We start from the raw sequence: 26,218 nt of genomic DNA, 5'->3' as shown, positions 1-26,218 counted from the left end.
AAACTATATCTTACTAGCTTCTTATGATTTAGTTTTGTGTAACTACACATTTGCAATTAGATGTTCTTTCTGTTTCACAACAAATCAATGATTGCTCTAATTTAAAATATATACTTTCACCGTACGACGACCAAACTGTATAGCCTCATCATAGCTATCCATAGCCACATCAATGCGGTTGCCCACAATATCACCACCCGTGTCATCCGCCACAGCATAGCCATACCCTTCCACATAAACCTCTGTGCCTAGAGGAATCACATTAGGGTCTACCGATACATAACCATGACGCAATGCATGGCCCCGGGCTGTGTACATCCCGGATTCATAACTTGAATAGGCGCTAGCCTCCATCTCTATCGTTTTTTTATAGGATGATGGCTTGCGATCTTTTTTGTAAGTGCTTTGTTTTACGCTAGATAACTTAGACCATGTACTAGCATCCAAGATACCAGTTTCACTTAAACCATAGTACCGTTGAAAGCGAAGTAAGGCTTCTTTTGTGCCATTACCAAATACACCATCAATGATTCCTGGAGAAAATCCGCTATCTTCTAATTTACTTTGTAATTCTTCTATTTGTCGACCCCGATCACCAAATCGTGATACCTCGACAGTACGGGTATTTCGAGACGCTTGTTGCCCCTCAAATTGTTTTTGATTCTCTAGTAAAGCACGCATAGTTTCTTTGCCTACTCTACCATCTGGAGTTAACCCGTGTTCTTTCTGAAAGACGAGCACTGCGTATTCTGTATTATTCCCAAACACTCCATCTGCTGTATCAAGCAAATAGCCTTGGGCTACTAACAACGCTTGTAACTCTTCTACCTCTTTACCGCGATCACCGCGTCCAGATGTTGCCAAAGCTGTCACCATGGTACACACTAGCAGGAGAATCGCTATGAGAGTTATTTTTTTCACGATGTTCACCTCATATCTAAATGCCTATACATTTTACCATTTTTTGGGAGATACGTCAAAAAAATGGGTATTTTTTAGCACTCATTTACCACTTAAAGCCTATTTTTATCATATTTTTCCCACATATAGTATATATCTCTCCCTACAGGAAATTACACCTACTACATATGTACACCCAAAATACTAGTTTTCCTCATTTTCTATAGTAAATATGCATAAAACTGGTGTTGCTATACTAAATTGGCATAATAAAAAGCTGTAATGAAAGATTCCTTCCATTACAGCTTTTATATAGAGTTTCTCATCACTATAAGATATGCAATTAAATATTTTGTCCTTTAATCATATCATATTCAGATACTGATACTTGTTGTTTTTTTCCTACCATACGCAACACTGTATAACCCAAAATACCAGATATGATAGAGCCAACAAAAATACCTACTTTAGCCATTTCTTGAGCTTCCCCTGGTGGGAATGCTAACAAGGATACGAACAAGCTCATGGTAAATCCGATACCACAACAAAGGGCAATTCCATAAACCTGCGACCAGTTTGTTTGAGCCGGCATTTCTACTAGTTTAGATTTAACCAATAGGAACAACGTTCCAAAGACCCCTATTTGTTTACCCAATACCAACCCTACAGCTACACCTAATACGACTGGATGTGTAAAACTATCCAATGTAAATCCGTGGAAAGATACTCCCGCATTGGCAAAGCCAAAGATTGGGATAATCAAATAGGTTACCCAATTACTTAATGTATGTTCCCATTCAGATAATGGAGATACATGACGACCATCACGAACACCGTGGAATGGAATAAAGGCTGCCAAGATAACTCCAGATAAGGTAGCATGTAAGCCTGACTTAAATATGCAGAACCACAGCGCAATCCCTAACACTAAGTACGGTATTGGTCTTGTATAATTCATACGGTTGATATACTGTAACATAAATACGATAATAGCTGCCACAAATAAATAGAAGAAATTCAGCTCAGCCGTATAGAAAAACGCTATAATAACGATAGCCATCAAGTCATCCATAACAGCAAGTGTTGTTAAAAACACTTTCATCGCTATCGGAACTCGACTTCCTAGCAACGATACTATGCCAATAGCGAAAGCAATATCTGTTGCCGTTGGAATCCCCCAACCATGAATAAATTCTGGGTGATATCCAACAATAAAATAGTAAATTAAAGCAGGCGTTAACAACCCAAAGAATGCTGCAATACCTGGCAAAAATCGTTTTGCATTGGTATTCAATTCCCCTGCAATCATTTCTCGTTTTACTTCAAGACCAACAAATAGAAAGAAAACGGCCATGGCTACGTCATTAATCCATAATTCAATAGGCAATGGTCCTAATTTAGCTTGAAGCAAAGAGTGATACAAACTTTCTACTGGAGAGTTCGCCAATAACACACCAACCAAAGCAGCTACAAAGAGCAGAACCCCTCCTGCTGATGGCGATGTAAAAAAAGATACAATTCGATTCATATAATTACCCCTCTACTATGTAATATATATTATTGAATAAGTAAAATACGCCTTTTGTTATTATATCACTAATTATATTCTTAATCTATCGAGTTTTTTCTATATTTAGCATGTATACAAAATCCAATACTCGATGCACCGATATCTGCACGATACTGTTGTCCCTCGAATCCAATAGTTCTTACTCTGGCATAGGTATTGTCCAAGGATTCTTCCAGAGTATCTCCCAATCCTACAACACCTAGCACACGTCCTCCTTGTGTTACAAACCGCTCCTCTTTATATGATGTACCAGAGTGAAATACCATCGATACGGAATCCATAGTATATATATCACCCGTGATATTTCGCCCTATCAATGGCTGATACGGATATCCTTCGGATGCCAAGATAACACAGGAAGCATATTGTGGAGACCACTCCAAAGCCATCCCTTCTAATCGTCCTGTAGCCGTAGCATACATAATTAATCCTAGATCACTATGTAATAACGGCAGTAGTACTTGTGTTTCTGGATCTCCGAAGCGAGCATTAAACTCTACTACTTTAGGTCCTTTGTCGGTAAGCATAAGACCTGTATACAAGCAGCCCACATAAGGATGTCCTTCTTTTGCCATAGCTTTCACAATAGGTTTTACGATAGTCTCTACAATGTCCTGTTCCAAAGTGTCATTCAATTCTGGCACTGGTGCATAAGCCCCCATGCCACCCGTGTTAGGACCTGCATCACGGTCTAACAATCGTTTATGATCTCTTGCCCCTAGCATAGGTAATACGTGAGTACCGTCCACAAATGATAGGAAAGATAACTCCTTACCTTGCATATATTCCTCAATGACAACGCATTGTTCCGAACTACTAAATATTTCTTCCAACACTTGTTCTGCTTCTGTGAAAGTCTCACAAATAGTGACACCTTTACCACCGCTGAGGCCATCTTTCTTTAACACAATTGGTACGCCCCATTGATGGATGATGCGTTTTCCTGTATCTACATCTTGGCAAACCACATACTCTGCTGTAGGAACCTTGTAGCGACGCATTAACTCTTTTGCAAAAGACTTAGAGCCTTCTAATCGTGATGCCTGTTGGGATGGTCCAAATACAGGAATCCCTACTGACCGAATCGCATCGCTGAGTCCCTCTACAAGAGGCAATTCAGGTCCTATAACAACTAAATCAATCTCCTGTTCTAACAGCCATGCTAGCAAGGTTCTTCTCTCTGTCCAATCCAACTTAACTATAGTGGCCACTGTTCTCATTCCAGCATTGCCTGGCACTACATAGACATCTGTCACAGATGGGCTATGATGTAATTTCCAAGCTAATGCATGTTCACGACCACCATTGCCGATAATACATACTTTCATAGATACCTCTCAAGATAGACTATTTTCTAACAGCTTGCTTCCCAGTGAGAACTCGAGTTCCCACTATCTCCAACGCGTCATCGCAAAATAAGCCCACTGCCTCTGGATAGATGCGATGTTCTTCATGCAAGATTCGTGTTGATAACGTGTCTACCGTGTCATCTTCATACACAGGCACCACTGCTTGCGCAATGATTGGACCCGTATCCATGCCCTCATCTACAAAATGAACGGTACATCCCGTATATTTTACACCTTTCACTAAGGCTTGTTTCTGCGCCTGTAATCCTACAAAAGCTGGTAATAAGGAAGGATGGATATTCAAAATTTTTCCTCTGTAGACTTGCACAAATGTAGGAGGTAACATACGCATATACCCAGCTAGTAAGATACCATCTACCTTATAGTCCTCTAACAAATCTAACATAGCTTGTGTCCACACTTCTTCGTTACCATAATTAGTAGGATCTACTACGTGTACAGGAATTTGCCATGAATATCCCTTCTCTACAATACCGGAGCTTGGTATATCACTTATGATTAAAACAATGTCCCCCTGTATACGATTATGTTGTATCGCTCTATACAAGGCCTCTCCATTAGACCCTCTGCCACTGCCAAATAGGGCTAAACGTTTACGCATGGAACGCCTCGCCAAGAATCGCCACATCTCCCTGCCCTTCTGTAACTAGTCCAATGGAGTACACTACCTCGCCTTGTTCTTGCAACACTTCAACGACGCGTTCTACGAGTTCCGGTTTTACCACAAGTACCATGCCTATCCCCATATTGAAAGTATGATACATTTCTTTTGGTTCCACATGTCCCCATTCTTGTAATAGCTTAAAAATAGGTGGCACTGTCCAAGCATCACTATGAATCATGACAGACAATCCTTTCGGTAAAATACGAGGAATATTATCGTAGAAAGAGCCACCTGTTATATGAGCCATCCCTTTTACTAACCGCTCTTTCAATAGGGGTAAAATAGGTTTTACATATAATTTCGTTGGGGTTAATACCTCTTCTCCAATGGTGCATCCCAACTCGTCTATATAGGTATCCAATGGCATTTGTTTTTTGTCTAAGATGATATGGCGCACTAAAGAAAATCCATTAGAGTGTAAACCTGATGAAGGTAACCCTAAAACCATATCTCCTGTTTCGATGGAGGCTCCTGTAATGCATTGGTCCTTATCGACAATCCCCACTGCAAAGCCAGCTAAATCATAATTGCCATCGCCGTAAAAACTAGACATTTCCGATGTTTCTCCTCCAATTAAGGCACAACCACATGCTTCACAGGCCTGTCCAATACCATCAATGATACTTTCAATATGATCATGCTCCAATTTGCCCACTGCAATATAATCTAGGAAAAATAAAGGTGTTGCTCCCTGTGCTATTACATCATTCACACTCATGGCCACACAATCCTGACCAATTTGGCGATGCTCATTCATCAGGACCGCAAAACGGATTTTAGTACCCACTCCGTCCGTGCTTGATACTAGAACAGGTTCTTTCATGCTATGTCCCGCTAAGGAATAGAGTCCACTAAAACCGCCTAAGGAGCCTAATACACCCGGCGTATACGTGCGTTCTACTCGGTGTTTAATCTTTTGAATAAGCTGGTTTCCCGCTTCCACATCCACGCCAGCATCTAAATAAGTTACAGATGTATTATCGACAGACATTAGTACCTCCCTTGGTATACTCATCCACTACAGGACTTGGATAGTGTCCATTAAAACAAGCCACACACAAATGTGGTGATTTTAATTGTTTCATAGACTGCATCAAACCTTCATGAGTCAAATAATATAATCGATCAACGCCGATGTATTGGCGAATTTCTTCTACGGAATATCGATGAGCCAGCAACGATTCTGCTTCGGATGTATCGATACCAAAATAGCAAGGGTACCGCACAGGTTCAGAAGTTAAGCATAAATATATTTCTTTAGCTCCCGCTTGTCGCAACATAGAAACGATATGTCGACTTGTGGTGCCACGTACAATGGAATCATCGATGAGAACAATACGCTTATCATGCACTACCTCAGGAATAACGCTAAATTTCTTACGTACCGCTTCTTCTCGACTGACTTGGTTAGGCTCTATGAAAGTCCGCAATACCTTTGGGTTACGCACTAATCCTTCCCTATAGGGTATACCAGATTCCGCGGCATATCCCTGAGCGGACAAAGTCCCCGAATTAGGTATAGGCATAACAATATCCGCTTCATACCGTGTTTCTTTTGCCAACTGCCGACCCATAGTGTCTCTTGCTTCTAATACACCTTGCCCATCAATAACACTAGTAGGGTGCGCAAAATAAATATATTCAAACACACAAGTATGTTGTGTACTTTCATTAAAATGATACGGTATACTGCAACAACCTGTGGCATCAATAGTAATCATTTCCCCAGGGGTTATATCACGAATGAAAGTTCCTTCTATAGCGTCTATGGCGCAGCTTTCAGAAGCAAGCACATAGCCATGTGTTGTACGACCTACGCAAAGAGGACGATATCCATATGAATCTCGTACACCTATGAGCATTGTATTTGTTATGATAGTTAAGGAAAAAGCCCCTTCCAATCGTGCACAAGCTTGTTGAATAGCTTCTAGGATGTTTGATTTATTGGACTGACAGATCAAATGGACAATCACTTCTGAATCCATAGTCGTTGTAAACACAGATCCTTGTGATTCCAATTCACCACGTAACATTTTAGCATTTGTTATATTTCCATTATGGGCTACTGCAAATGTACCCCACGGCGATGATCCTACAATTGGTTGTACATCACAATGGCTTTTTATACCTGTCGTAGAATAGCGTACATGTCCAATCCCTATATGACCTTCTAAGGTAGAAATATCCCGTAAGACTTCTTTCACGAGTCCAGACCCTTTCACTACATCTACCTGTGATTCATGAACAACAGCAATACCTGCCCCCTCTTGTCCTCTGTGCTGTAATGCCATAAGCCCTTTATATATCGTTGTTCCCATAGGCAAGGTTCTATCGTAGAGCCCAAAGACTCCGCATTCCTCATGCCATGTATCTAATAGACCATCATATTTCATTATGCCCCCTAGAGTCCTACCCTACTCGTATGTTGCACGTGGACGATTATCAAATGTTAAACTACCTCTATTATAACTTGCTCCCCACCTATCTTCAATATAAACTCACAGAATCGGCAAAAAAACGTGGTATACTTAAGATACAACAGCTTATCCATGGAACGCTAACAAACGCACTATAGGATGCACGGAAAATCTCACCACCGTCTTATCAACCTAAAGGAGGCTAAGTATGCACATATTCCGTCTATTTGTTACACCTCGCACAAACACATCTCAAGAATCACAACAACTGCTTAAGATGTTTCAACAAGACTTACAGATTCCTCTCACCAATCTCACCATCTACGAACGGTACGATATCTCTGGGATTACAGAATCCGAGTTTAATCGTGCCAAAACTCTCATCTTTTCCGAACCTCCCCTAGAGATGACCTATACCACATTAATCCTGTCTGACCTAGACCACCCCATAGCTGTGGCGCCCATGCCAGGGCAATATGATCAACGAGCTGATTCAGCCGAGCAATGTCTATCCATCCTCACCGGTCATAATCATAGTACTGTACGTACTGCACGAGTGTATGTATTAACTGGCCCGCTCTCCAAAACACATCTAGATACAGCTCGGCAATACCTTTTACAATCTATCGATGTCTGTGAAAGCTCCATGAAGTTACCTACAACGCTGGACTTAGAAACACCTGTTGTTCCAGAAACTTCGTACATAGAGGAGTTCATCACTCTGTCGGAAATGGAACTAGAAGAGCTCCTTCAATCCATGCAACTGGCCATGACTATAGAAGATTTATTATGTATCCAAAAATATTTCCAACAGGAACATCGAAATCCAACCATCACCGAAATTCGTGTACTAGATACCTATTGGTCAGACCATTGTCGCCACACTACATTCAACACTGAGCTAACAGAGATTACCTTTGAACCTTCTCCTCTTACCAAACCAATTCAAGACACATACAATACCTTCCTCACAATACGGGAACAATTACAACCCGTACCTAATTCAGCGCCTACATTAATGGATATGGCCACAATGGCTATGCAAGAACTTCTCCAACAAGGAAAGTTACAGCAATTAGACGTATCGGACGAAATCAATGCTTGCACCATCATTGTTCCAGTACAGGTAGATGATACAGAGGAAGAATGGCTATTATTATTCAAAAACGAAACACATAATCACCCTACTGAAATCGAACCTTTCGGTGGTGCTGCTACTTGTTTAGGCGGTTGTATTCGTGACCCTCTTAGTGGTCGTGCCTATGTGTACCAAGCCATGCGTATAACTGGATCTGGCAACCCTCTTGACACCAAAGAAACTACCTTGCCAGGTAAATTGCCACAATCCTATATCACCACAACCGCTGCCAAAGGATTTTCTTCCTACGGTAACCAAATAGGTGTTCCTACAGGGGAAGTTCGAGAATATTACCACGACTCCTATCGAGCCAAACGATTAGAAGTAGGCGCCGTCATCGGTGCTGTGCCACGTTCTCATGTACATCGTGAAAGTCCTGTCCAAGGAGACCTCATTATATTACTTGGTGGTAAAACTGGCCGTGATGGTTGTGGTGGAGCTACAGGCTCTTCTAAAACGCATACAAAAGACTCCCTCTATACATGTGGTGCGGAGGTACAAAAAGGAAACCCTGTCACAGAACGAAAGTTACAACGCCTGTTCCGCATCCCAGAAGTGACAAGGTGCATTAAAAAATGTAACGATTTTGGGGCAGGTGGTGTAGCAGTTGCTATTGGAGAGCTTGCAGATAGTATTCACATTCACCTAGATGCTGTTCCTACAAAATATTCTGGTCTCACTGGTACGGAACTCGCTATCTCAGAATCTCAGGAGCGCATGGCTTGCATCATAGACCTTATTCATTGGGAGCGCTTACAGTCCTATTGTGCAGAGGAAAACTTAGATGCCACTATTGTAGGGGAAGTCACAAATACTGGACGATTAGTGATGGACTTTCAAGGAAAAACTATCGTCAACCTACATCGTAAATTCCTAGATTCTAACGGTGCTACACAATATGCCACTGCTCATATCGTCTCTCCAAGAGCAAACCGCTCTCCTTCGTTTATTACGAATCTCTCTTTCCGCTCTACAACAGTCAAGGCTCCCTTAGAAACACGGCTCCATCAAGCCTTACAGGATTTAAATATCACCTCTCAAGAAGGTTTACGCACTATGTTTGACTCTACTGTCGGCGGGAATACAGTACTCTTTCCTTTCAGCGGAATCTATCAAAAAACTCCTGTCCAAGGGATGGTGGCAAAAATTCCAGTGCACCGAGGAACTACCACGACTGCAAGCATCATGACTCATGGCTTCGATCCATACTTATCGGAATGGAGTCCCTACCATGGCGCTCAATATGCGGTGCTCCTTAGCCTAGCAAAATTAGCCTCTCTAGGTGGAGATACCTCTAAAGCCTATTTAAGTTTTCAGGAATATTTTGAAAAACTCAATATCCCTACTTCTTGGGGGAAAGTCGTATCTGCTTTATTAGGTGCCTATGAGGCACAACGCCAATTAGGTGTAGCCGCCATTGGAGGTAAGGACTCTATGAGCGGTACATTTCAAGATCTCCATGTGCCCCCTACGCTTATTTCTTTTTCCGTCACCACAGAGGATATCCACCACATACTCTCCCCTCAGTTTCATGAGGCACAACATCACATCCTATTCCTGCATGTACCAGAGCATATAGATGGTACCCCTGATTGGACAACTTTTAAAACCCACTGTCATACCCTACGTGCCCACAATATTGCTCAACAAGTGTATAGTGCATACGTAGTAGAACAAGATGGAATAGGGCCTGCCACTGTGAAGGCTTGTCTAGGCAACGCTATTGGCTGTATCTTCCACCAAGAAGAACTGCAAAAACTAGCTATTACTGTCTCTTCTATGCATCAAAAACGAAAAACGGATCAAGCAGGCACAACTCAATCCTGTGCCAATACATCGACGAATCATAGTGCTAATCCATCAGAGGATCATAGCTCCCATATATCTATAACACCTGAAGATATGCTATTCTACCCTTTCCGCGCTTCCTTCCTCATAGAGGTGGATACAGTGACAGCTCAGGCATTAAGGAATTTACCTCACATATACCATATTGGTACTACACAAGAAGACCCTGCTATTGTTATGGGAGATACTACTATCTCCCTAGATGACTTAAGTAATTCCTATGAAAGCACCTTAGAGTCTATCTTTCCTATCTATGGAAAAGAAAAAATCTTACTCACAGAAAAGATATCAAATCTAAAAAAGAAAACAAATTTCATAGAACCTCATACAACAAAACATTCCTCTCTATCTCACCCGAAAGTTCTTATCCCTGTATTTCCAGGTACAAATTGTGAATATGAGTCTGCACGTGCTTTCACAAAACATGGTGCAAAAGTAAAAACTCTTGTCATTCGTAATCGAAATAGCCAAGAGTTACAAGAATCTATACAAGCCTTAAAACGTAGTATAGACAGTGCTCAAATCGTATGTTTCCCCGGTGGTTTTAGCGGTGGTGATGAACCAGCAGGATCTGGCAAATTTATAGCTACCCTGTTCCACAATCCATACTTGCAAGAGTCTTTAGAAAATTTATTATACAAGCGTGATGGTTTAGTACTTGGTATATGCAATGGGTTTCAAGCACTGATTAAGCTTGGATTAGTACCAATGGGACATATTCAGTCACTAGAACAAACCAGTCCTACCTTGACCTACAATACGATAGGACGTCACATTTCTGCGATAGTCCATACAAAGGTTGTATCCACCAATTCACCATGGCTCAGTGCTTGTCAAATAGGCGACATCTACACAGTCCCTATTTCTCACGGTGAAGGTCGTTTTATTGTGTCCCAAGAACAACTCCACGAACTATATAGAAATGGTCAAGTAGCTACTCAATATGTTGATCCTTTAGGCAACTACAGCACTAGTTCACGGTGGAATCCTAACCAATCTATAGGCTCTGTAGAGGGATTACTTAGCCCTGATGGTCGTGTATTTGGGAAAATGGCACATGTAGAGCGCATCGGATACGGCGTCCATAAAAATATAGAAGGTCAACTTGTAATGCCTATCTTTGCGTCAGGGGTACACTATTTTAAAGACTAGTACGCTCATAGGGCTCTCTCACTCGATAAGCTGAACCCCAAACTATAAAAAGGACTGATTATTTAAATAACTAGTGCTAAGCGCCTTTTATATGAATACCTTCCTCATTTGACAAAGAGCCTGAAAACACCAATAGAGGAAGATGGAATAAAGGTATCCATCTTCCTCTATTGGTATATTGCTAACCGAAAAAGAGGCTATGACAACATGTAACACACGTATCATAGCCCTTTATATATAATGTATGATTTATGATTAACCTACTTCTGGTTCTAACAAACCATATTTGCCATCATGACGACGGTATACGACGTTCATGATTTCAGTATCTTCATTGAAGAACATAAAGAAGTCATGTTCCAATAAGTTCATTTGCAAAATTGCTTCTTCCACACTCATTGGACGTACAGTAAAGTTTTTACGACGTACTACTTCTAATTCTTTTTCTTCTGGAATTGCTTCTACTGGTATTGCATCTACACGGAATCCAGTTTCTTTACGGAACCGTTTTGCCAACCGTGTTTTATGTTTATGGATTTGACGAATAATTTTATCGACTACTAAATCAATAGCAGCATACATATCTGCATGGCTTTCTACACCACGTAATACTACGCTTTCTACAAAGCATGTCATTTCTACTTTGCGTTCTTCTTTTTCCACCGATAATACAACCTGCACTGTCACTGGAGTTTCGAAATAACGAGATAACTTTTCTGCTCGCTTTTCAATATATTCACGTAGCGCTGCGGTCACTTCTAGATTTTTGCCTCGTACTGTTAATTTCATAGTGCTCATCCTTTCTGTATTACCTATAAATAAGTACCATATTTATATAGTTCTACAGAAACCCTCAAAACCCTTTTTATTTTCAAAATTTTCTTTTCTACTGTAATTTCACTTTGTCATTCGATGTTTTCCATTGTCATCTTATCTACAATCAACACACTTTCTACTGATTTCACTGTTAGAATTACCAATAAAAAAAGCTTAGGATCTCCTACTAGGAATATCCTAAGCCTTTTCATTTGAACTAAGCTTTATATACGTTAGCCGCTTGAAGACCGCGGTTGCCATCTACGATTTCAAATTCAACTTGTTGTCCTTCGGACAGAGATTTAAAGCCATCTTCTTGGATTGCAGAAAAATGAACGAATACGTCGCTACCATCTTCTCTTTCAATAAAGCCATAACCTTTTTCTGCGCTGAACCATTTTACTTTCCCAAGCATGATAATTCCTCCTACTTTTAACACTGCAAGCGATTTAGAGTATCTAAATCTTGCTTTCATGTTATCACTATATATGTATGGTGTCAATCAAAATATTATTTTATTTTCAAGTATATTCCATATTGATATAATTCAACAAAATTATTAATCAATTATTCCTTCTTATACCTATTATATATGCATCCATAATATATATCAGACTTTATATATTTACTATCTAATTCAATTTATATTCATATTCTATTTTATTTTTATGAATTTATACAATCTATCAATTATCAAGATTATATTTATCATTTTTATTCATATCGTTGCGTTTATTCCTTATGTATATCATTTTAACAATTATTTTTACTTACTATCAACTATGAATTATTATAATATTTATTCTTTTTGCATAATTTATTCATAACATTTTATACGCATACAATTGAATCTAACATTTTCGCCGATTACAACATTTAATATAGTAAGATGATTTATATTGTAATATAAATTTGTTCAAAGTATTTCTTATAAAATAATCTATACCAATGTATTTGTAGTCATAATAATTGTAACAATAAAAAACTACCCTATACCGGAAACTCCGTATATAGGGTAGCTATTTCATATGCATAGTTGCAATGATACTTCTTATAGAAACAAATCTAAAAAACGCTACCTTCAAAAGTTAGTAGCAAACACGTTATTATCGAATGACTTTCGATAGGAATGATTTTGTTCGTTCATGTTTGGGTGTATCAAACACTTCTGTTGGTGTTCCTTCTTCTAGAATTTCGCCACCATCTACAAATAGCACACGAGTGGCTACTTCTTTGGCAAAGCTCATTTCATGAGTAACGATAACCATGGTCATCCCCTCTTTAGCAAGGTCTTTCATAACGTCTAATACTTCGCTAACCATTTCTGGATCTAGAGCCGATGTAGGTTCGTCAAAGAGCATCACTTTTGGTTTCATCGCTAAGGCACGAGCAATCGCTACACGTTGTTGCTGTCCACCTGACAATTGTTCTGGATATGCTTCTGCTTTATCAGATAAACCTACTTTTCCCAATAAATCACGAGCAGTACTTTCTGCCTCTGTTTTAGAAAGTCCTCTAATTTTTTGTGGTGCTAACGTAATATTATCTAGCACAGTCATATGCGGAAATAGATTAAATCGTTGAAATACCATGCCCACTTCGGCACGTACATTATTGATATTTTCTTTTACATTTAGATTCATGTCATCTACAATCACGTCACCTTGAGTTGGTTCTTCTAGATAGTTCATGCAGCGCAATACGGTACTTTTACCAGAACCAGATGGTCCAATAATAACCACTACTTCACCAGCATCAATTTCTGTGGAAACGCCTTTTAAAACATGCAATTGTCCAAAGTATTTATGTACATTCTGTAATTGAATCATTTGATATTATATTTCCTTTCTAAGTATGATACGAATCGGGAAATGGTTAATGTCATAATCAAGTAAATCACCGCTACAGCTGTCCAAATTTCAAAGGAGCCATAGGTACGAGCGATAATTAATTGTCCACGGCGTGTCAATTCTTCAAAACCGATTACCGCCACTAAGGAAGTATCTTTCAACATGGCTATAAATTCATTGCCTAGTGGTGGAATAATGGCTTTAAAAGCTTGTGGCATGATTACATAGCGCATTGTTTGGAACCAAGTTAATCCTAAGGAGCGACCTGCTTCCATTTGCCCTTTATTAATAGATTGGATACCGGCACGGAAAATTTCAGATACGTAGGCACCAGAGTTAATAGAACATGCTAAGACAGCAGCTAAATACGGTCCAATTGGTTCTGGCGCACCATTCGCATTGACAATAGCTCCCAACAATTTGGGGCCTCCGAAGTAAATCATAAAGATTTGTACCAATAAAGGTGTCCCACGAAATAATTCTACATAACATTTAGCGATGTAACGGATCAGCTTAAATCGCGATAAGTTCATCAATGCAACTACTAAGCCAATAAAGAAACCAAAGCCTACACTCATAAGAGTGATTTGAATTGTAATTCCAGCCCCTCCTATTAACAGGGGTAAAGAGTCGACAATCAACTGCCAATTAAAATCCATCGTTACCTATCCATCCTTTCATTTATAACACAGATAAGGAGGCACAAAGCCTCCTTATATAGTACATTATTTTCCTTCGTATGTCACGGGAATATCCTTCGGCATATCTGTTTTAAACCATTTTTGATATATTTTATTTAGTGTACCATCTTGTTTCATCTCTGTTAACGCTTTATTGACACTATCTATAAGCTCCTTATTCTTTTTGTTCATAGCCAATCCAAAGTATTCTTTAGTATTAGGATATTCAATGACGGTCAAGTGTTGATCTGCATGTTTTGCTACATAATATTGAGCCACTGGTAAGTCGATTAAGGCTCCCTCTACTCCACCATTTTGCAACTCTAGTAAAGCATCGCTAGTATGATCAAAGTTTTTTACCATAGCCCCATTAATTTTACTTGCTAAATCAGCTCCTGTAGTACCCATTTGTACAGCAATCGTTTTACCAGACAAATCATGTAAGCCTTTAATAGAACTGTTTTCTTTCACAACTACAGCCATACCAGATTCATAATAGGGCATACTGAAACCAACTTTTTCCATCCGTGCTTTTGTAATGGTCATACCCGATGCAGCTAAATCAATCTCACCATTATCTAAGGCTGGCACTAGTGCATCAAAAGGAACATTTTTAAATTCAATAGTTTTACCTGTCCGTTTTGCAATTTCTTTGGCTACATCGATGTCAAAACCTTGTAACTCTTCGGAACCTTCTTGCTTAAACTCGAATGGCACAAATGTTGCATTGGTACCTATCTTCAAGACGCTGCTTTTTTGTGCTTGGTCTCCTCCTTGAGAACCACAACCACCTAATAAGGCCACTACACCTAAGGCTAATAAACCAGTACAGATTAGTTTTTTTACACTCGTTTTCATGATGTTTCTCCTTTACTAAATAAATTAATGTTGTATCTTATGCAGTAATTATACATCTATACGAATATTTAGTCAACATAAATTTACATATTTTATGTATTTTTATTAATCATTATTACATGAACTAAATTGCATACTCTACAAATAGAAATTGTTATGCAAAAAAAGCATAAAAAATACACAGCAGAACAATTTCTGCTGTGTTTCATACGGCTGACCTGGTCTTTGCCCCCACACTCGCCTGCTGGAAGGTTCGCTCATAAGCTGTGCTCCCCACTACTACTCCTCTCGACATTCTGTTGTCGGCAGGTCTTACATCTAAGCCGCACCATGCTCACAATTTTTCATTGCTTATGTGGATCGTTTTGCCTGCGACTGGCCTCGACTTTCAACCACAGACCCGTTATGTACTCTTATTATATCTATATTTTTTACTTTTGTCACTCAGGAACCATCATGATTTTTTTTATTCCACTTATACTATTTTTATATAGTACATTTAGAAAAAAGACTTGCTTTTTTTCATCAAATATACATCAACTTGACTCCATCCCACGCTTATCACATTCTCACTTTCCATGAGAATAACGAGAGCTTTTCAGTACATTTTTGTCCACTCTGTAGGGTATATTCAAGTACAGAATTTTATTGTATAATGTGTGTACTTAAGTAAACGAAGAATATAAAAACGGTGGTTTTCCAAAAGAGAGTGCACCGTTTCTATTTGTTAGGAAGGGTTTGCGCATGTTTATGTTATCATTAATTCAGGAATCAGGAGCTTACGAACAAGATAAGAGCACTTTAGAGTTAGTTACCTTACAACTCTTACAAATGATTCAAATGAAAAGCCAAACTTTATATGTGCATTCAGTGCAAGTTGCCAATTACGCCGTGGCCATTGCTGCTAAAATGGGCCTGCCAAAAGGTGAAATCGAATTGATTCGCCACGCAGCATGTTTACACGATTTAGGCTTAATTTGCTTACCTTCCACTATCTTGATGAAATTTCCTTACTTCAATCGTCAAGAATTATCCAAATACAAACAACATCCCGTATCTGGAGCTAGTATGATTGAAAACTATCCGTGTTGCCAGCCTATCATTCCTTACATTAAATACCATCATGAGCGTTGGGATGGCACAGGCTTTCCGAAACATTTGCGAGGTGCTAATATTCCATTAGGCGCTCGTATCATCGCAATTGCTGATTATTATGTAACAGCCATTGACCCATCATCAGATACAACACTACAACCCCGTAGCGAAATTAAACAAGATCTCTTTAGATATTCTGGCACACAATTTGATCCAGATGTGGTAAAAGCATTCATAGAAATATTAGGATAATCATTAGGCTCCACTTGCTAAAGTGAGGGCCTTTATCTTTGCCCTGGGCAAGACGGAGTGGATTGTCTCTGCTGCCTCTAGTAAGGTAGCCCCCGTTGTATAGATGTCATCCACTAGCAATATACTAATATCTTTATCTGCATAGGCATCTACCATGGTAGAACGAACTAAGAAATGACCTTTCATATTTTTTCGCCGTTCTTCTTTCGTCAATGTCCACATCGGTTTGGAACCATCTAATTTTACCAATAGGTCTACCCACTTCCAGTTTTGTTGGTTAACCCAATCTTTAAATAGCATATCTACTTGATTATATCCCCTCTGTTGCCGTTTACTTTCACTAATAGGAATAGGAACAACAATGGTTGGTATATAATTCATATCCAAACAAGTAACTGTAAAACGTTGCAAAAAAGGAGCGGCTCCTAGAGCTCGCTCCTTTTTTCCATTAAATTTTATATCATGTAGCATGGTTTTAATACCACCTACGTAATCAGCTAGAATATATATGCATTCTAAAGAAGAGTATTTTGGACCCTTTATACAACGTTCATGCATAACTACTTGCAAACATGCATCGCACCATTCACCTTGCGTATATACATCTTTCCCACAATGAATACAGGTGGGTGGACACAATAAGTCCCATAATCTCATTAGATCGCCCCCTCTAAGCGTTCTTTAAATAATGTATATCGATAATTCGTATCTACCCTATCCACTGCTGTTTCTATCGCTGTTTCACTACCAATAATCAATACCTTATCCTTAGCTCGTGTGATAGCTGTATAGAGTAAATTCCGCTGTAGCATCACATTATAAGCCGAAATAAATGGCAGAATAATACGTTCATATTCACTGCCCTGTGCTTTATGCACCGTAATAGCATAGGCAAGTGTCATCGTCATCATATCTTCTTCATCAAGAGTCAAAGATTTATCTGGAAACTTCACATGCACTTGTTTCCCTAGTATATCTGTGATAACCCCAATTTCTCCATTATATACATCTTGGTCGTAGTTATTCTCCATTTGAATGACTTTATCACCACTACGATACACGGTTCCATCTACTTTCAGATCTTCTTTGCCAGTTCTTTTCGGATTCAATTCGTCTTGCAAATATTTAGAAATTGCTGCACTGCCTATAGGACCTTTACGCATAGGGCAAACAATTTGAATATCAAGATCAGACTCTACGTGGTGTAGCTCCTCTCGATAATGCTTAGTGATCTCTAATAAGATACTTTCCACATCGTGGACACTTTTAAATTGAAATTCATCACAATTGGATAGTTCTGGCATCTCGCCATGATTAATGGCATACGCATTGTCGATGATACGATTTCCCTCTTGTTGACGATAAATTTGCGTCAATCCTTGGTACGGTACTACAGAACTAGTCAACATATCTCGGAGAATAAAACCAGCACCGATCGGTGGCAACTGATCCACATCTCCCACAAGTACCACATAGGCACTAGGTGGAATCGCCTGTATCAGCGCATAGTAAAGTTCCAAATTAAGCATAGATGATTCATCTACGATAACTACATCCACCTCTAATGGTTCATCTTGATTACGGGCAAACATATACGCATTATTCTCTAACTCTGGTTCTAACAAACGATGAATAGTAAAAGCCTCCATTCCCGTCGCTTCTGACAATCGTTTTGTGGCACGCCCCGTAGGTGCACAGAGAACAATACGTTTTAAATTCCCTTGCTGAAACCCTTCTACTAAAGCCTTAATGATGGTAGTCTTTCCTGTACCTGGTCCACCAGTGATAATAGAGAATCGATGACTAAGTGCCATATGAATAGCTTTCTTTTGCTCAGTCCCTAACTCCATAGAATGCTTAATTTCATAACTTTTACAAAAATCATCACCGTCCAATAAAGGTAGAACATCTTCATCCAAAAAAGCTTCTGTAAACTCTACACTATCTACTTCTGCGCGATACACCGTAGGGTGGTAGATGTACAGTACATCATCATGCTCTACTTGTACATATCGTTTTGTTTCAATTAAAGTTTCTAAACGGTCTACGGTCACATCGATATAGTCATCACCTAATAGATTCGACAACTGTACCATCAATTCCTCTATAGGCATACAAGAATGTCCAGAAGACCCAATCTGTTCCATGGTAAATCGGATACCTGCATCGATACGCTTTGGATTATCAAGGGGAAATCCTAGCTCCTCTGCAAAATGATCTACTACATGAAATGGTAAATTGGTATCTACGGTCAACAAATAAAAGGGATTATCCTGTAACATTTCAATCGTTTTTGCACCGTATATTTCATAGAGTTGGCGACTCCAACGATTACTCATATTGTACTTGGCAAAAAAATCATTAATTTCCTGCAGGGCCCCTTCCCCTAGTAGTACCTTATACAATTCTTGTTTAGTTTTACGAGAGGAAATCGGTGCCTCTAGAATTTCTATAGGGTTCTCCTTTTTTAGAATCTCTAAGATAGAGATTCCAAAATAATCCAATAGTTTTTCTAAAGATTTAGGACCTAAGCCTTTTACTCCAAGACTTTCTAAATATCTTCTTGCTCCCGCCAAGGTGTCTGGCATCACTCGTTGTATACTTTGAACGGAAATCTGCTTACCATATTTTTTATGAATTACAAATTTTCCCTTAATTTCTACCTCTTCTCCCACCTTAGGAGGCGCTATATTACCTGCGCAAGTATGAGTATCTTCTTGGTAATCTCTTAGAATAAATACACAATAATTCTCTTGAGGAGATTTATAAATCACACGGTAGACCGTTCCTAATAGTGTCATCATAGGGATGCATTAGGTAAAGCAGAAATGACAGCTTGCACCACATCTGCTACATTACTGATATTTTCAATTTTAATATGACTTACACGTTCGTAAATCGGTTGACGCTCCTCGTACAAGCGGAAAATATATTCAATACTTTCTTTCAATAATGGACGAATTTCCATATCTAAATCATCAAGAATTTGTTTTACATCACGTTGAATTAATACTACATAACCAGATTCACGCATCAGTTCAGCCGTGGCATCACACAATACCGTACCACCGCCTGTAGCAATGACACTGGCATTTTTCTTACTCACTAGATCCTGAATTACATTGAGTTCCAATTGATGGAATTCATCTTCTCCATCATAAATAATAATATTTTGAATAGATTTTCCAGTACGTTCTTGAATTTCTGTATCTACATCAAAGAATTCTAATCCCAATGCTTGTGCTAAAGCTTTACCAATAGTTGTTTTACCTGCTCCAGGCATACCGATTAAGAAAATATGTTGATGAATATGGTTCTTTTCATAATCTTTAGAAATACGAATTACCTCATTCATAAACTCTTTCGCATAATCAGCTAATTCAGGGTTCTTCAAGGCTTGTACAGCAGATGTGAGAATTTCCTGTTCTCTCTGTACATCATGAATTTTCATATGATGCTCTTCTTTATACTTTGCAATATCTACAACGATGCTCAAACGTTCCTCAAACAATCGAATTAACTCTTTATTAATAGCATCAATTTTTTGGCGGCTTTCTTGTAATTTCATAGACATACTCCTTAGAATTTTTTATAGATCGTATTATGTAAATGGTCTAATGCAAAGGTCTTATCATCTTCCATTTGATCAATCAGGGCTTGCAGGGAATCAAATTTAACTTCTCCACGGATGAAAGCGAGAAATTCCACCGTAGCTACTTCTCCATACACATCATCGGAGAAATCAAATAGGTGTGTTTCAAAGCGATGGTATTGATTTGTGAAGGTTGGATTATCTCCCATATTCCCCACTGCTCCGTACCATTTGCCACCAATGTATACTTGGTTTACATAAACCCCATCAGCAGGCGCTGCCATAGTATCTGGAAAGTGAAAGTTTAACGTAGGGAATCCTAAAGTGCGTCCTCGTTGATCTCCTTTTACTACAGTACCTGTAAAGCGATATGGGCGACCTAGCATTTGATTTGCCAATTCAATATCACCACGCAAAATACTACTGCGTATAGCTGTACTAGATATAGGGGCATCAATCCAATCATAGCGTACTAATTCTTGATCATGGACTTCAATAGATGGGTATAATTCTCGAATCATTTTTGAATTTCCCAAACCCTTATATCCAAAATTAAAGTTTGCACCGACTACTATTTTCAGTACATCACGATGGGCGCATAAACCGTGAATAAAATCTTGTCCAGACTGTGTTACTAATTCTTGTGTCATTGGAAGTTCCAACACATAATCTACTCCCATAGTTCCTAACATGTCATATCGTTCTTCTCGTTGTAATAACCGAGGTGGAATTTGTTTTGGTTGTAATATAGTAAATGGATGCGCATCGAAGGTTACAATCACAGAAACTCCATGATATGCCTCAGCACTGTCACAGACCTCCTTAATAATCGATTGATGCCCTAAATGCAGCCCATCAAAGGTTCCCATCCCATATACAATGGGTTCCTGTATCGTATCTAACTCTGATATCGTATATAAAATATTCATACTAATCCTTATCTTTTGAACTATGAAATAGAACTTTTATTTCAGTTTACTCTTTATTATAACACAACCACAGACTATAAAAAGTATATACATGTATTTCTCTAAAAGAAATACAATGTCACCATATACAGTTTTATTTGTAATATCCTATTCAGTATAATACACGCCATATAAGATGCTTTTCTATCAAATAGTATACGCAAGAAAATGGCCAGGTTCCCTAAGGTTCCTGACCATGTCTTATGCGTATGTTATATGTATATATTTTTCTCTACTTTTAAAGTGTCATCCAGTCGTCGCAAGATACTCATAAACCCATTTGCATCATAGGCTCTCACTAATGTGTCGACTGGAATTTCATCTGGTGACACACTGAAAGTTCCATTCGGTTTGACAGTATGGATTGGCACTTGTTTGCCCTGTACGAGTCGGGTACGGTTAATATCGTTGATATACACTGCCGTCAAATGATCCAGCAAGGTATCCACTGGTTGTACCGCTTCTGCCCCTAATGTTTCTAATTCTGAGATGGTCACCGAGTGCTCGATCTGACAATGCCCCACTTCTGCTCGGCATAGTTGTGTCATCATGCCACACAAACCTAGTTGCTGGCATATATCTCGTAACAAAGCACGTACATAGGTCCCAGCAGAGCATCGCACACGAATAGTAAAGAACGGGAACGCATAAGCTAGCAACTCGATGTCAAAGATATGAATCAAACGAGATGATAATGTAAACTCTACACCTGCACGGGCTAAATCATAGGCACGTTGCCCATTGATTTTGATAGCAGAATACTTGGATGGTCGTTGCTCAATCGAACCTTGGAATGACTGCACTGCCTGCTCTAACACATCCCAGCTAGGAGCCTTAGAGATATCCATAGTACACAGCACATTCCCTGTACTATCTTCCGTATCTGTTTCAACACCAAATTTGCATTCCGCTACATAGGTTTTACCTATGGATTCTGTATATTCGATGGCACGGGTGGCTTTTCCTACAAAAATAGGTAGCACACCATACGCCAAGGGATCTAAGGTCCCACTATGCCCAATACGGCGTTCTTTTAGAATGCGTCGGCAAATACCGATGGCATCATGGCTTGTAATGCCTGGTGGCTTGATTAAGGAAATAACACCATCCATTAGTCAATCACCGCTAAGATTTGTTCCAATGCTTCGTGGATTGGACGATCGATGGAGCAACCCGCTGCTCGAATATGCCCACCGCCGCCAAAGTGACTAGCAATTTGGTTTGCATCACGCACTTTGGAACGAATACTAGCACGTGTTAATGTATCTGATTTTGCTTTCAGTACGATAGCCACGTCTACGCCTTTGATGTTTCGTATCATGTCCACAAATCCATCTGTATCCTCCCCAATGCGTTCCATCAACGGCAAAGTCAAACACATGGATACCACTTGTCCATCATGATGAAACACTACATTCTCTAAGACTTCTTTCATCACCTCGATACGACCTGGTTCCACCTGTTCGATGGCTTCAGAAATGACATGTGGTTGTGCCCCTGCCTGTAAACATAGGCTAGCCATCTCCATTGTATGAGCTGTGGTGTTGGAGAATTTAAAGAACCCTGTATCTGTAGCCATAGCCATATACAAGGCTTCTCCCATCGATTGGGTAATCTCCCAGTTCCACATCTTACATAAGTACGCCACTGTTTCTCCTGTAGAGGAAAAATCAGGACGCAAATATAACCCATCTGCAAATTCTGTATTCGAAATATGATGGTCTATATTAAAAGTAGGTGCACTCACTCGTACACCTACTTCTCCAATTCGTTCAAATGTGCTAGCATCCAAAATGAGTAGCATATCTGATGTATAGCCATTTTCTAATCTTTCTATAGGCTCAATCTTAGAGCATAGAGGAAGAAAAGAAAACTTTTCTGGAATTACATCATCTACTACCATGCGAACTGCTTTCCCTTGGGCTACCAAAGCTTCATACATCGCGAGCATGGAACCAATAGCATCTCCATCAGGACTAACATGAACAGTAAGAAGAATGGAATGGGCTGTATCAATCGATACTTTCAGTTGATCAATACTAATTTTCGCCATTAGTGTTCCTCATGTTTAATAGAATTTAATAACCCTTCGATATGCATGCTGTAATCGAGAGATGTATCTGCATCAAAAGCAATGCTAGGAATATGACGTAATTGGAGTACCTTTCCTAGTTCAGAGCGGAAATAACCAGCACTTCTACGCAAAGTCTCTAGGGACTGTTTTTTCTCCGCCTCACTGCCGAATAAGCTTACATAGATAGTCGCTTCTCGCAAATCACCTGTGACACGTACATCGGTTACAGTAACAAATCCGATGCGAGGGTCTTTCAACCCACGCAATAAGATTTGACTTGCTTCTTGTTTAATAAACTCTTGTAATTTTTGTACACGAACTTCGCTCATGGATACCTCCTATAATTCTGGGGCAATTTCTTCCATTTTGTACGCTTCGATCACGTCGCCTTCTTTCACATCGCGGTAACGTTCCAAAGAAATACCACATTCAAAGCTTGTCGCTACTTCTTTCACTTCATCTTTGAAACGGCGCAAGGAATCAATATGACCTTCATGGATAACAATACCATCACGGATTAAGCGAATTTCAGAGTTATTTGTGATTTTACCTTCCGTTACATAAGAGCCAGCTACGATAGCTTTCGGTGTAGAAATGACTTGGCGAACTTCCGCACGGCCTAGGATAACTTCTTTAAATTCAGGAGTTAACATACCACGCATAGCGGCTTCGATTTCATTAATCGCATCATAGATGACACGATATGTACGAAGGTCAACACTTTCTTTTTCTGCTTCTTTGCGTACATTCGCATCTGGACGTACGTTAAAGCCGATAATAATCGCCCCCGATGCAGAGGCTAACATCACGTCAGATTCGTTGATAGCACCTACTGCACTGTGGATAATATTGATGCGTACTTCTGGGTTTTTAATGCCCTCTAAGGATTGACGCAATGCTTCTACAGAACCTTGTACGTCACCTTTAATAATAATATTTAAGTCTTTTAATTCCCCTTGTTGCATTTGGTTGAACAAATCATCAAGAGTAACTTTTGTTTTCGCATTCATTTCAGTAATACGTTGTTTTTCAATACGTTTTTCCGCAATGGAACGTGCTTCGTTGTCGTCAACAGCGAACATGACTTCACCAGCTTGTGGTACATCAGATAAACCTAAGATTTCCACAGGCATAGATGGACGAGCTACTTTCACTTTTTCCCCACGTTCATTGGTCATAGCACGTACTTTACCATATGCTATACCAGCAAGGATCGTTTCCCCTACACGTAAGGAACCTTTTTGTACCAACACAGTACATACAGGGCCACGACCTTTGTCCAATTGAGCTTCGATAACAATACCTTGTGCCTTACGGTTAGGGTTCGCTTTCAATTCTTGTACTTCTGCTACAAGCAGGATTGTTTCCAATAGGTCTTCAATCCCTTGACGTTGTTTTGCAGATACAGGAACCATGATAGTATCGCCGCCCCATTCTTCTGGCAATAAGCCATGTTCGGACAATTGTTGTTTTACATGGTCAGGGTTAGCACCTGGTTTATCCATTTTGTTAATAGCCACGATAATTGGCACTTCTGCAGATTTTGCATGGTTGATAGCTTCAATAGTTTGTGGCATAACACCGTCATCAGCAGCTACGACAAGAACAGCAATATCTGTAGATTGAGCACCACGTAAACGCATCGCTGTGAAAGCTTCATGGCCTGGTGTATCCAGGAATGTAATCTTATTACCTTCATAGCGAACTTGGTACGCACCGATATGTTGCGTAATACCACCTGCTTCAGAAGCAGTTACATTCGTAGAACGAATCACATCCAACAAAGATGTTTTACCATGGTCTACGTGACCCATAATAGTAACAACTGGTGGTCGAGGCTGTAAGCTTTCAGGGCTATCTTCAATTTCGATAATTTCCGTAGGGTCCTGTTCAGGCTCTACTTCTACTACTTCTACACCAAAGTCTTCAGCCAATACCATAGCTGTTTCCACATCGATTTCCTGGTTAATAGTAGCCATAACGCCTAACATCATCAATTTTTTAATGATTTCAGATACTTCACGACCCATTTTTTCAGCTAATTCTTTCACTGTCAATGGACCAGATAATTCAATAGACGTAGCAATCGCTGCTTCTGCTTTACGACGTTCTTCCTCTTTTTGTTTGATGTGTTGCTCATTACGTTGTTTAACTTTGTTTTTATTTTTTTGCAATGCAGAAGATACTAAGGATTGTGTACGTTCACCTTTTTTGCCTTTTTTATCTTTTTTATTGCGGCGCTCATTACGATTCTCATTGCGATGTTCAGATTCATAACGGCGATTTTCTTTTTGACGATCTGCTTCACGGCTCGCTTGACGATCACGGCCTTCTGGTTTCGCTGTCATCGCTGGATCCACTTGTGGAATCTCTAGGCGACGATCACGACGTTGTCCATCATTACGACGATCATTGTTACGATTGTTATTACGATCAGCATTGCGCTCATTATTGCGTTCGAATCTGCCACCATTATTAGGACGATTACCGCCATTGCGATTATCTTGACGTTGATCATTGCGACCTTCAGGACGGCGACCATCACGGCTTTGACCATTTCGTTGGTTAGAACGATTATCTCCGCGATCATTTCTGTCATTTCGATGATCTCTCTGACCATTGCTTTTGCCATCTCGATTAAATGGACGGTCGCGTTTTTCACCACGCTCGTTGCGATCGTTGCGGTGATTTCTATCTTGTTTAGGTCCACGTTTTTCACCTTGATCATTGCGATGATATTCATGAACTTTCTTTTGTGGTGCTTGTTGTGTTGCTTTTGGCACTTCGCTTTGTACTGGCTTAGCACCACCTGCCAATGATTGTTTAATCATGGATACTTGTGAATCCTCCACTGTACTCATATGGCTTTTCACTTCAACATTGTGTTTTTTCAAGGCATCAATCACTACTTTGTTTTCTACACCAAGATCTTTTGCTATTTCATATACTCTTTTTTTGGACATCTACATTCCCC

The 26,218-nt window shown here is 39.6% G+C and carries 21 protein-coding genes; 2 read left to right on the top strand and 19 right to left on the bottom strand.

The window, feature by feature from the left end:
* Nucleotides 1-96: 96 nt before the first annotated feature.
* The 6 genes from EO117_RS00320 to purF all read right to left on the bottom strand — a co-directional run bounded on the left by EO117_RS00320 (nucleotide 97) and on the right by purF (nucleotide 6,897).
* Entirely contained in the window at nucleotides 97-921 is an 825-nt protein-coding gene (locus tag EO117_RS00320) for a peptidoglycan-binding protein (RefSeq protein WP_240632551.1), read from the bottom strand.
* Between the two features lie 322 nt (nucleotides 922-1,243).
* Nucleotides 1,244-2,428, bottom strand: a complete 1,185-nt coding sequence (gene nhaA, locus EO117_RS00315; protein WP_126938532.1) for a Na+/H+ antiporter NhaA — start codon at nucleotides 2,426-2,428, stop codon at nucleotides 1,244-1,246.
* Between the two features lie 80 nt (nucleotides 2,429-2,508).
* Nucleotides 2,509-3,798: a phosphoribosylamine--glycine ligase gene (purD, locus tag EO117_RS00310; protein WP_126938531.1), complete on the bottom strand. Its 1,290-nt coding sequence runs from the start codon at nucleotides 3,796-3,798 to the stop codon at nucleotides 2,509-2,511.
* Between the two features lie 19 nt (nucleotides 3,799-3,817).
* Nucleotides 3,818-4,441: a phosphoribosylglycinamide formyltransferase gene (gene purN, locus EO117_RS00305; protein WP_126938530.1), complete on the bottom strand. Its 624-nt coding sequence runs from the start codon at nucleotides 4,439-4,441 to the stop codon at nucleotides 3,818-3,820.
* A complete protein-coding gene (gene purM / locus EO117_RS00300; RefSeq protein WP_126938529.1) occupies nucleotides 4,434-5,495 on the bottom strand; it encodes a phosphoribosylformylglycinamidine cyclo-ligase in 1,062 nt (353 codons plus the stop codon). The genes purN and purM overlap by 8 nt, the downstream gene beginning before the upstream one ends.
* On the bottom strand, nucleotides 5,482-6,897 hold the full coding sequence (gene purF, locus EO117_RS00295; RefSeq protein WP_126938528.1) for an amidophosphoribosyltransferase: 1,416 nt from the start codon (nucleotides 6,895-6,897) through the stop codon (nucleotides 5,482-5,484). Before purF ends, purM begins: the two co-directional genes overlap by 14 nt.
* A 232-nt stretch (nucleotides 6,898-7,129) precedes the next feature.
* On the opposite strand from purF, the gene EO117_RS00290 reads away from it, so the two are divergent.
* Nucleotides 7,130-11,059 carry a phosphoribosylformylglycinamidine synthase gene (locus EO117_RS00290; protein WP_240632550.1) on the top strand — a complete coding sequence of 1,310 codons (3,930 nt, stop codon included), beginning with the start codon at nucleotides 7,130-7,132 and terminating at the stop codon, nucleotides 11,057-11,059.
* A gap of 255 nt (nucleotides 11,060-11,314) precedes the next feature.
* Here the strand turns inward: EO117_RS00290 and hpf are convergent, their stop codons facing one another.
* The 5 genes from hpf to EO117_RS00260 form a co-directional block, all read right to left on the bottom strand.
* The gene (hpf, locus tag EO117_RS00280; RefSeq protein WP_126938527.1) at nucleotides 11,315-11,848 is read right to left on the bottom strand and encodes a ribosome hibernation-promoting factor, HPF/YfiA family; all 534 of its coding nucleotides are present in this window, start codon (nucleotides 11,846-11,848) and stop codon (nucleotides 11,315-11,317) included.
* A gap of 244 nt (nucleotides 11,849-12,092) precedes the next feature.
* Nucleotides 12,093-12,290, bottom strand: coding sequence for a cold shock domain-containing protein (locus EO117_RS00275; RefSeq protein ID WP_009354004.1), 198 nt, complete (start codon nucleotides 12,288-12,290; stop codon nucleotides 12,093-12,095).
* Between the two features lie 691 nt (nucleotides 12,291-12,981).
* Nucleotides 12,982-13,704: an amino acid ABC transporter ATP-binding protein gene (locus EO117_RS00270; RefSeq protein WP_126938526.1), complete on the bottom strand. Its 723-nt coding sequence runs from the start codon at nucleotides 13,702-13,704 to the stop codon at nucleotides 12,982-12,984.
* Nucleotides 13,701-14,384, bottom strand: a complete 684-nt coding sequence (locus EO117_RS00265; RefSeq protein ID WP_126938525.1) for an amino acid ABC transporter permease — start codon at nucleotides 14,382-14,384, stop codon at nucleotides 13,701-13,703. The genes EO117_RS00270 and EO117_RS00265 overlap by 4 nt, the downstream gene beginning before the upstream one ends.
* A 66-nt stretch (nucleotides 14,385-14,450) precedes the next feature.
* The gene (locus EO117_RS00260) at nucleotides 14,451-15,266 is read right to left on the bottom strand and encodes a basic amino acid ABC transporter substrate-binding protein (protein ID WP_371413055.1); all 816 of its coding nucleotides are present in this window, start codon (nucleotides 15,264-15,266) and stop codon (nucleotides 14,451-14,453) included.
* 741 nt (nucleotides 15,267-16,007) lie between these two features.
* Between EO117_RS00260 and EO117_RS00255 the strand changes: the two genes are divergently transcribed.
* Nucleotides 16,008-16,610 (top strand): HD-GYP domain-containing protein, encoded by a 603-nt coding sequence (locus EO117_RS00255; protein WP_126938523.1) that lies wholly within the window; start codon nucleotides 16,008-16,010, stop codon nucleotides 16,608-16,610.
* A gap of 3 nt (nucleotides 16,611-16,613) precedes the next feature.
* Here EO117_RS00255 and EO117_RS00250 read toward each other — a convergent pair whose 3' ends face one another.
* The 8 genes from EO117_RS00250 to infB form a co-directional block, all read right to left on the bottom strand.
* Entirely contained in the window at nucleotides 16,614-17,267 is a 654-nt protein-coding gene (locus tag EO117_RS00250) for a ComF family protein (RefSeq protein WP_126938522.1), read from the bottom strand.
* Nucleotides 17,267-19,411 carry an ATP-dependent RecD-like DNA helicase gene (locus tag EO117_RS00245; protein ID WP_256359675.1) on the bottom strand — a complete coding sequence of 715 codons (2,145 nt, stop codon included), beginning with the start codon at nucleotides 19,409-19,411 and terminating at the stop codon, nucleotides 17,267-17,269. Before EO117_RS00245 ends, EO117_RS00250 begins: the two co-directional genes overlap by 1 nt.
* Nucleotides 19,411-20,178 carry a shikimate kinase gene (locus EO117_RS00240; protein ID WP_126938520.1) on the bottom strand — a complete coding sequence of 256 codons (768 nt, stop codon included), beginning with the start codon at nucleotides 20,176-20,178 and terminating at the stop codon, nucleotides 19,411-19,413. Before EO117_RS00240 ends, EO117_RS00245 begins: the two co-directional genes overlap by 1 nt.
* A gap of 11 nt (nucleotides 20,179-20,189) precedes the next feature.
* Nucleotides 20,190-21,131, bottom strand: coding sequence for a riboflavin biosynthesis protein RibF (gene ribF, locus EO117_RS00235; RefSeq protein WP_126938519.1), 942 nt, complete (start codon nucleotides 21,129-21,131; stop codon nucleotides 20,190-20,192).
* Nucleotides 21,132-21,382: 251 nt separating this feature from the next.
* Nucleotides 21,383-22,282 (bottom strand): tRNA pseudouridine(55) synthase TruB, encoded by a 900-nt coding sequence (truB, locus tag EO117_RS00230; protein WP_126938518.1) that lies wholly within the window; start codon nucleotides 22,280-22,282, stop codon nucleotides 21,383-21,385.
* Nucleotides 22,282-23,223: a bifunctional oligoribonuclease/PAP phosphatase NrnA gene (locus EO117_RS00225; protein WP_126938517.1), complete on the bottom strand. Its 942-nt coding sequence runs from the start codon at nucleotides 23,221-23,223 to the stop codon at nucleotides 22,282-22,284. Before EO117_RS00225 ends, truB begins: the two co-directional genes overlap by 1 nt.
* On the bottom strand, nucleotides 23,223-23,573 hold the full coding sequence (rbfA, locus tag EO117_RS00220) for a 30S ribosome-binding factor RbfA (protein WP_126938516.1): 351 nt from the start codon (nucleotides 23,571-23,573) through the stop codon (nucleotides 23,223-23,225). Before rbfA ends, EO117_RS00225 begins: the two co-directional genes overlap by 1 nt.
* Nucleotides 23,574-23,582: 9 nt before the next feature.
* Entirely contained in the window at nucleotides 23,583-26,207 is a 2,625-nt protein-coding gene (gene infB / locus EO117_RS00215) for a translation initiation factor IF-2 (RefSeq protein WP_126938515.1), read from the bottom strand.
* Nucleotides 26,208-26,218: the final 11 nt, after the last annotated feature.

The organism is Veillonella sp. VA142, assembly GCF_003992135.1.
Taxonomy (GTDB): domain Bacteria; phylum Bacillota; class Negativicutes; order Veillonellales; family Veillonellaceae; genus F0422.
The sequence above is the reverse complement of the archived record's forward strand: the minus strand, read 5'-3'. Positions and strand labels throughout refer to the sequence as shown.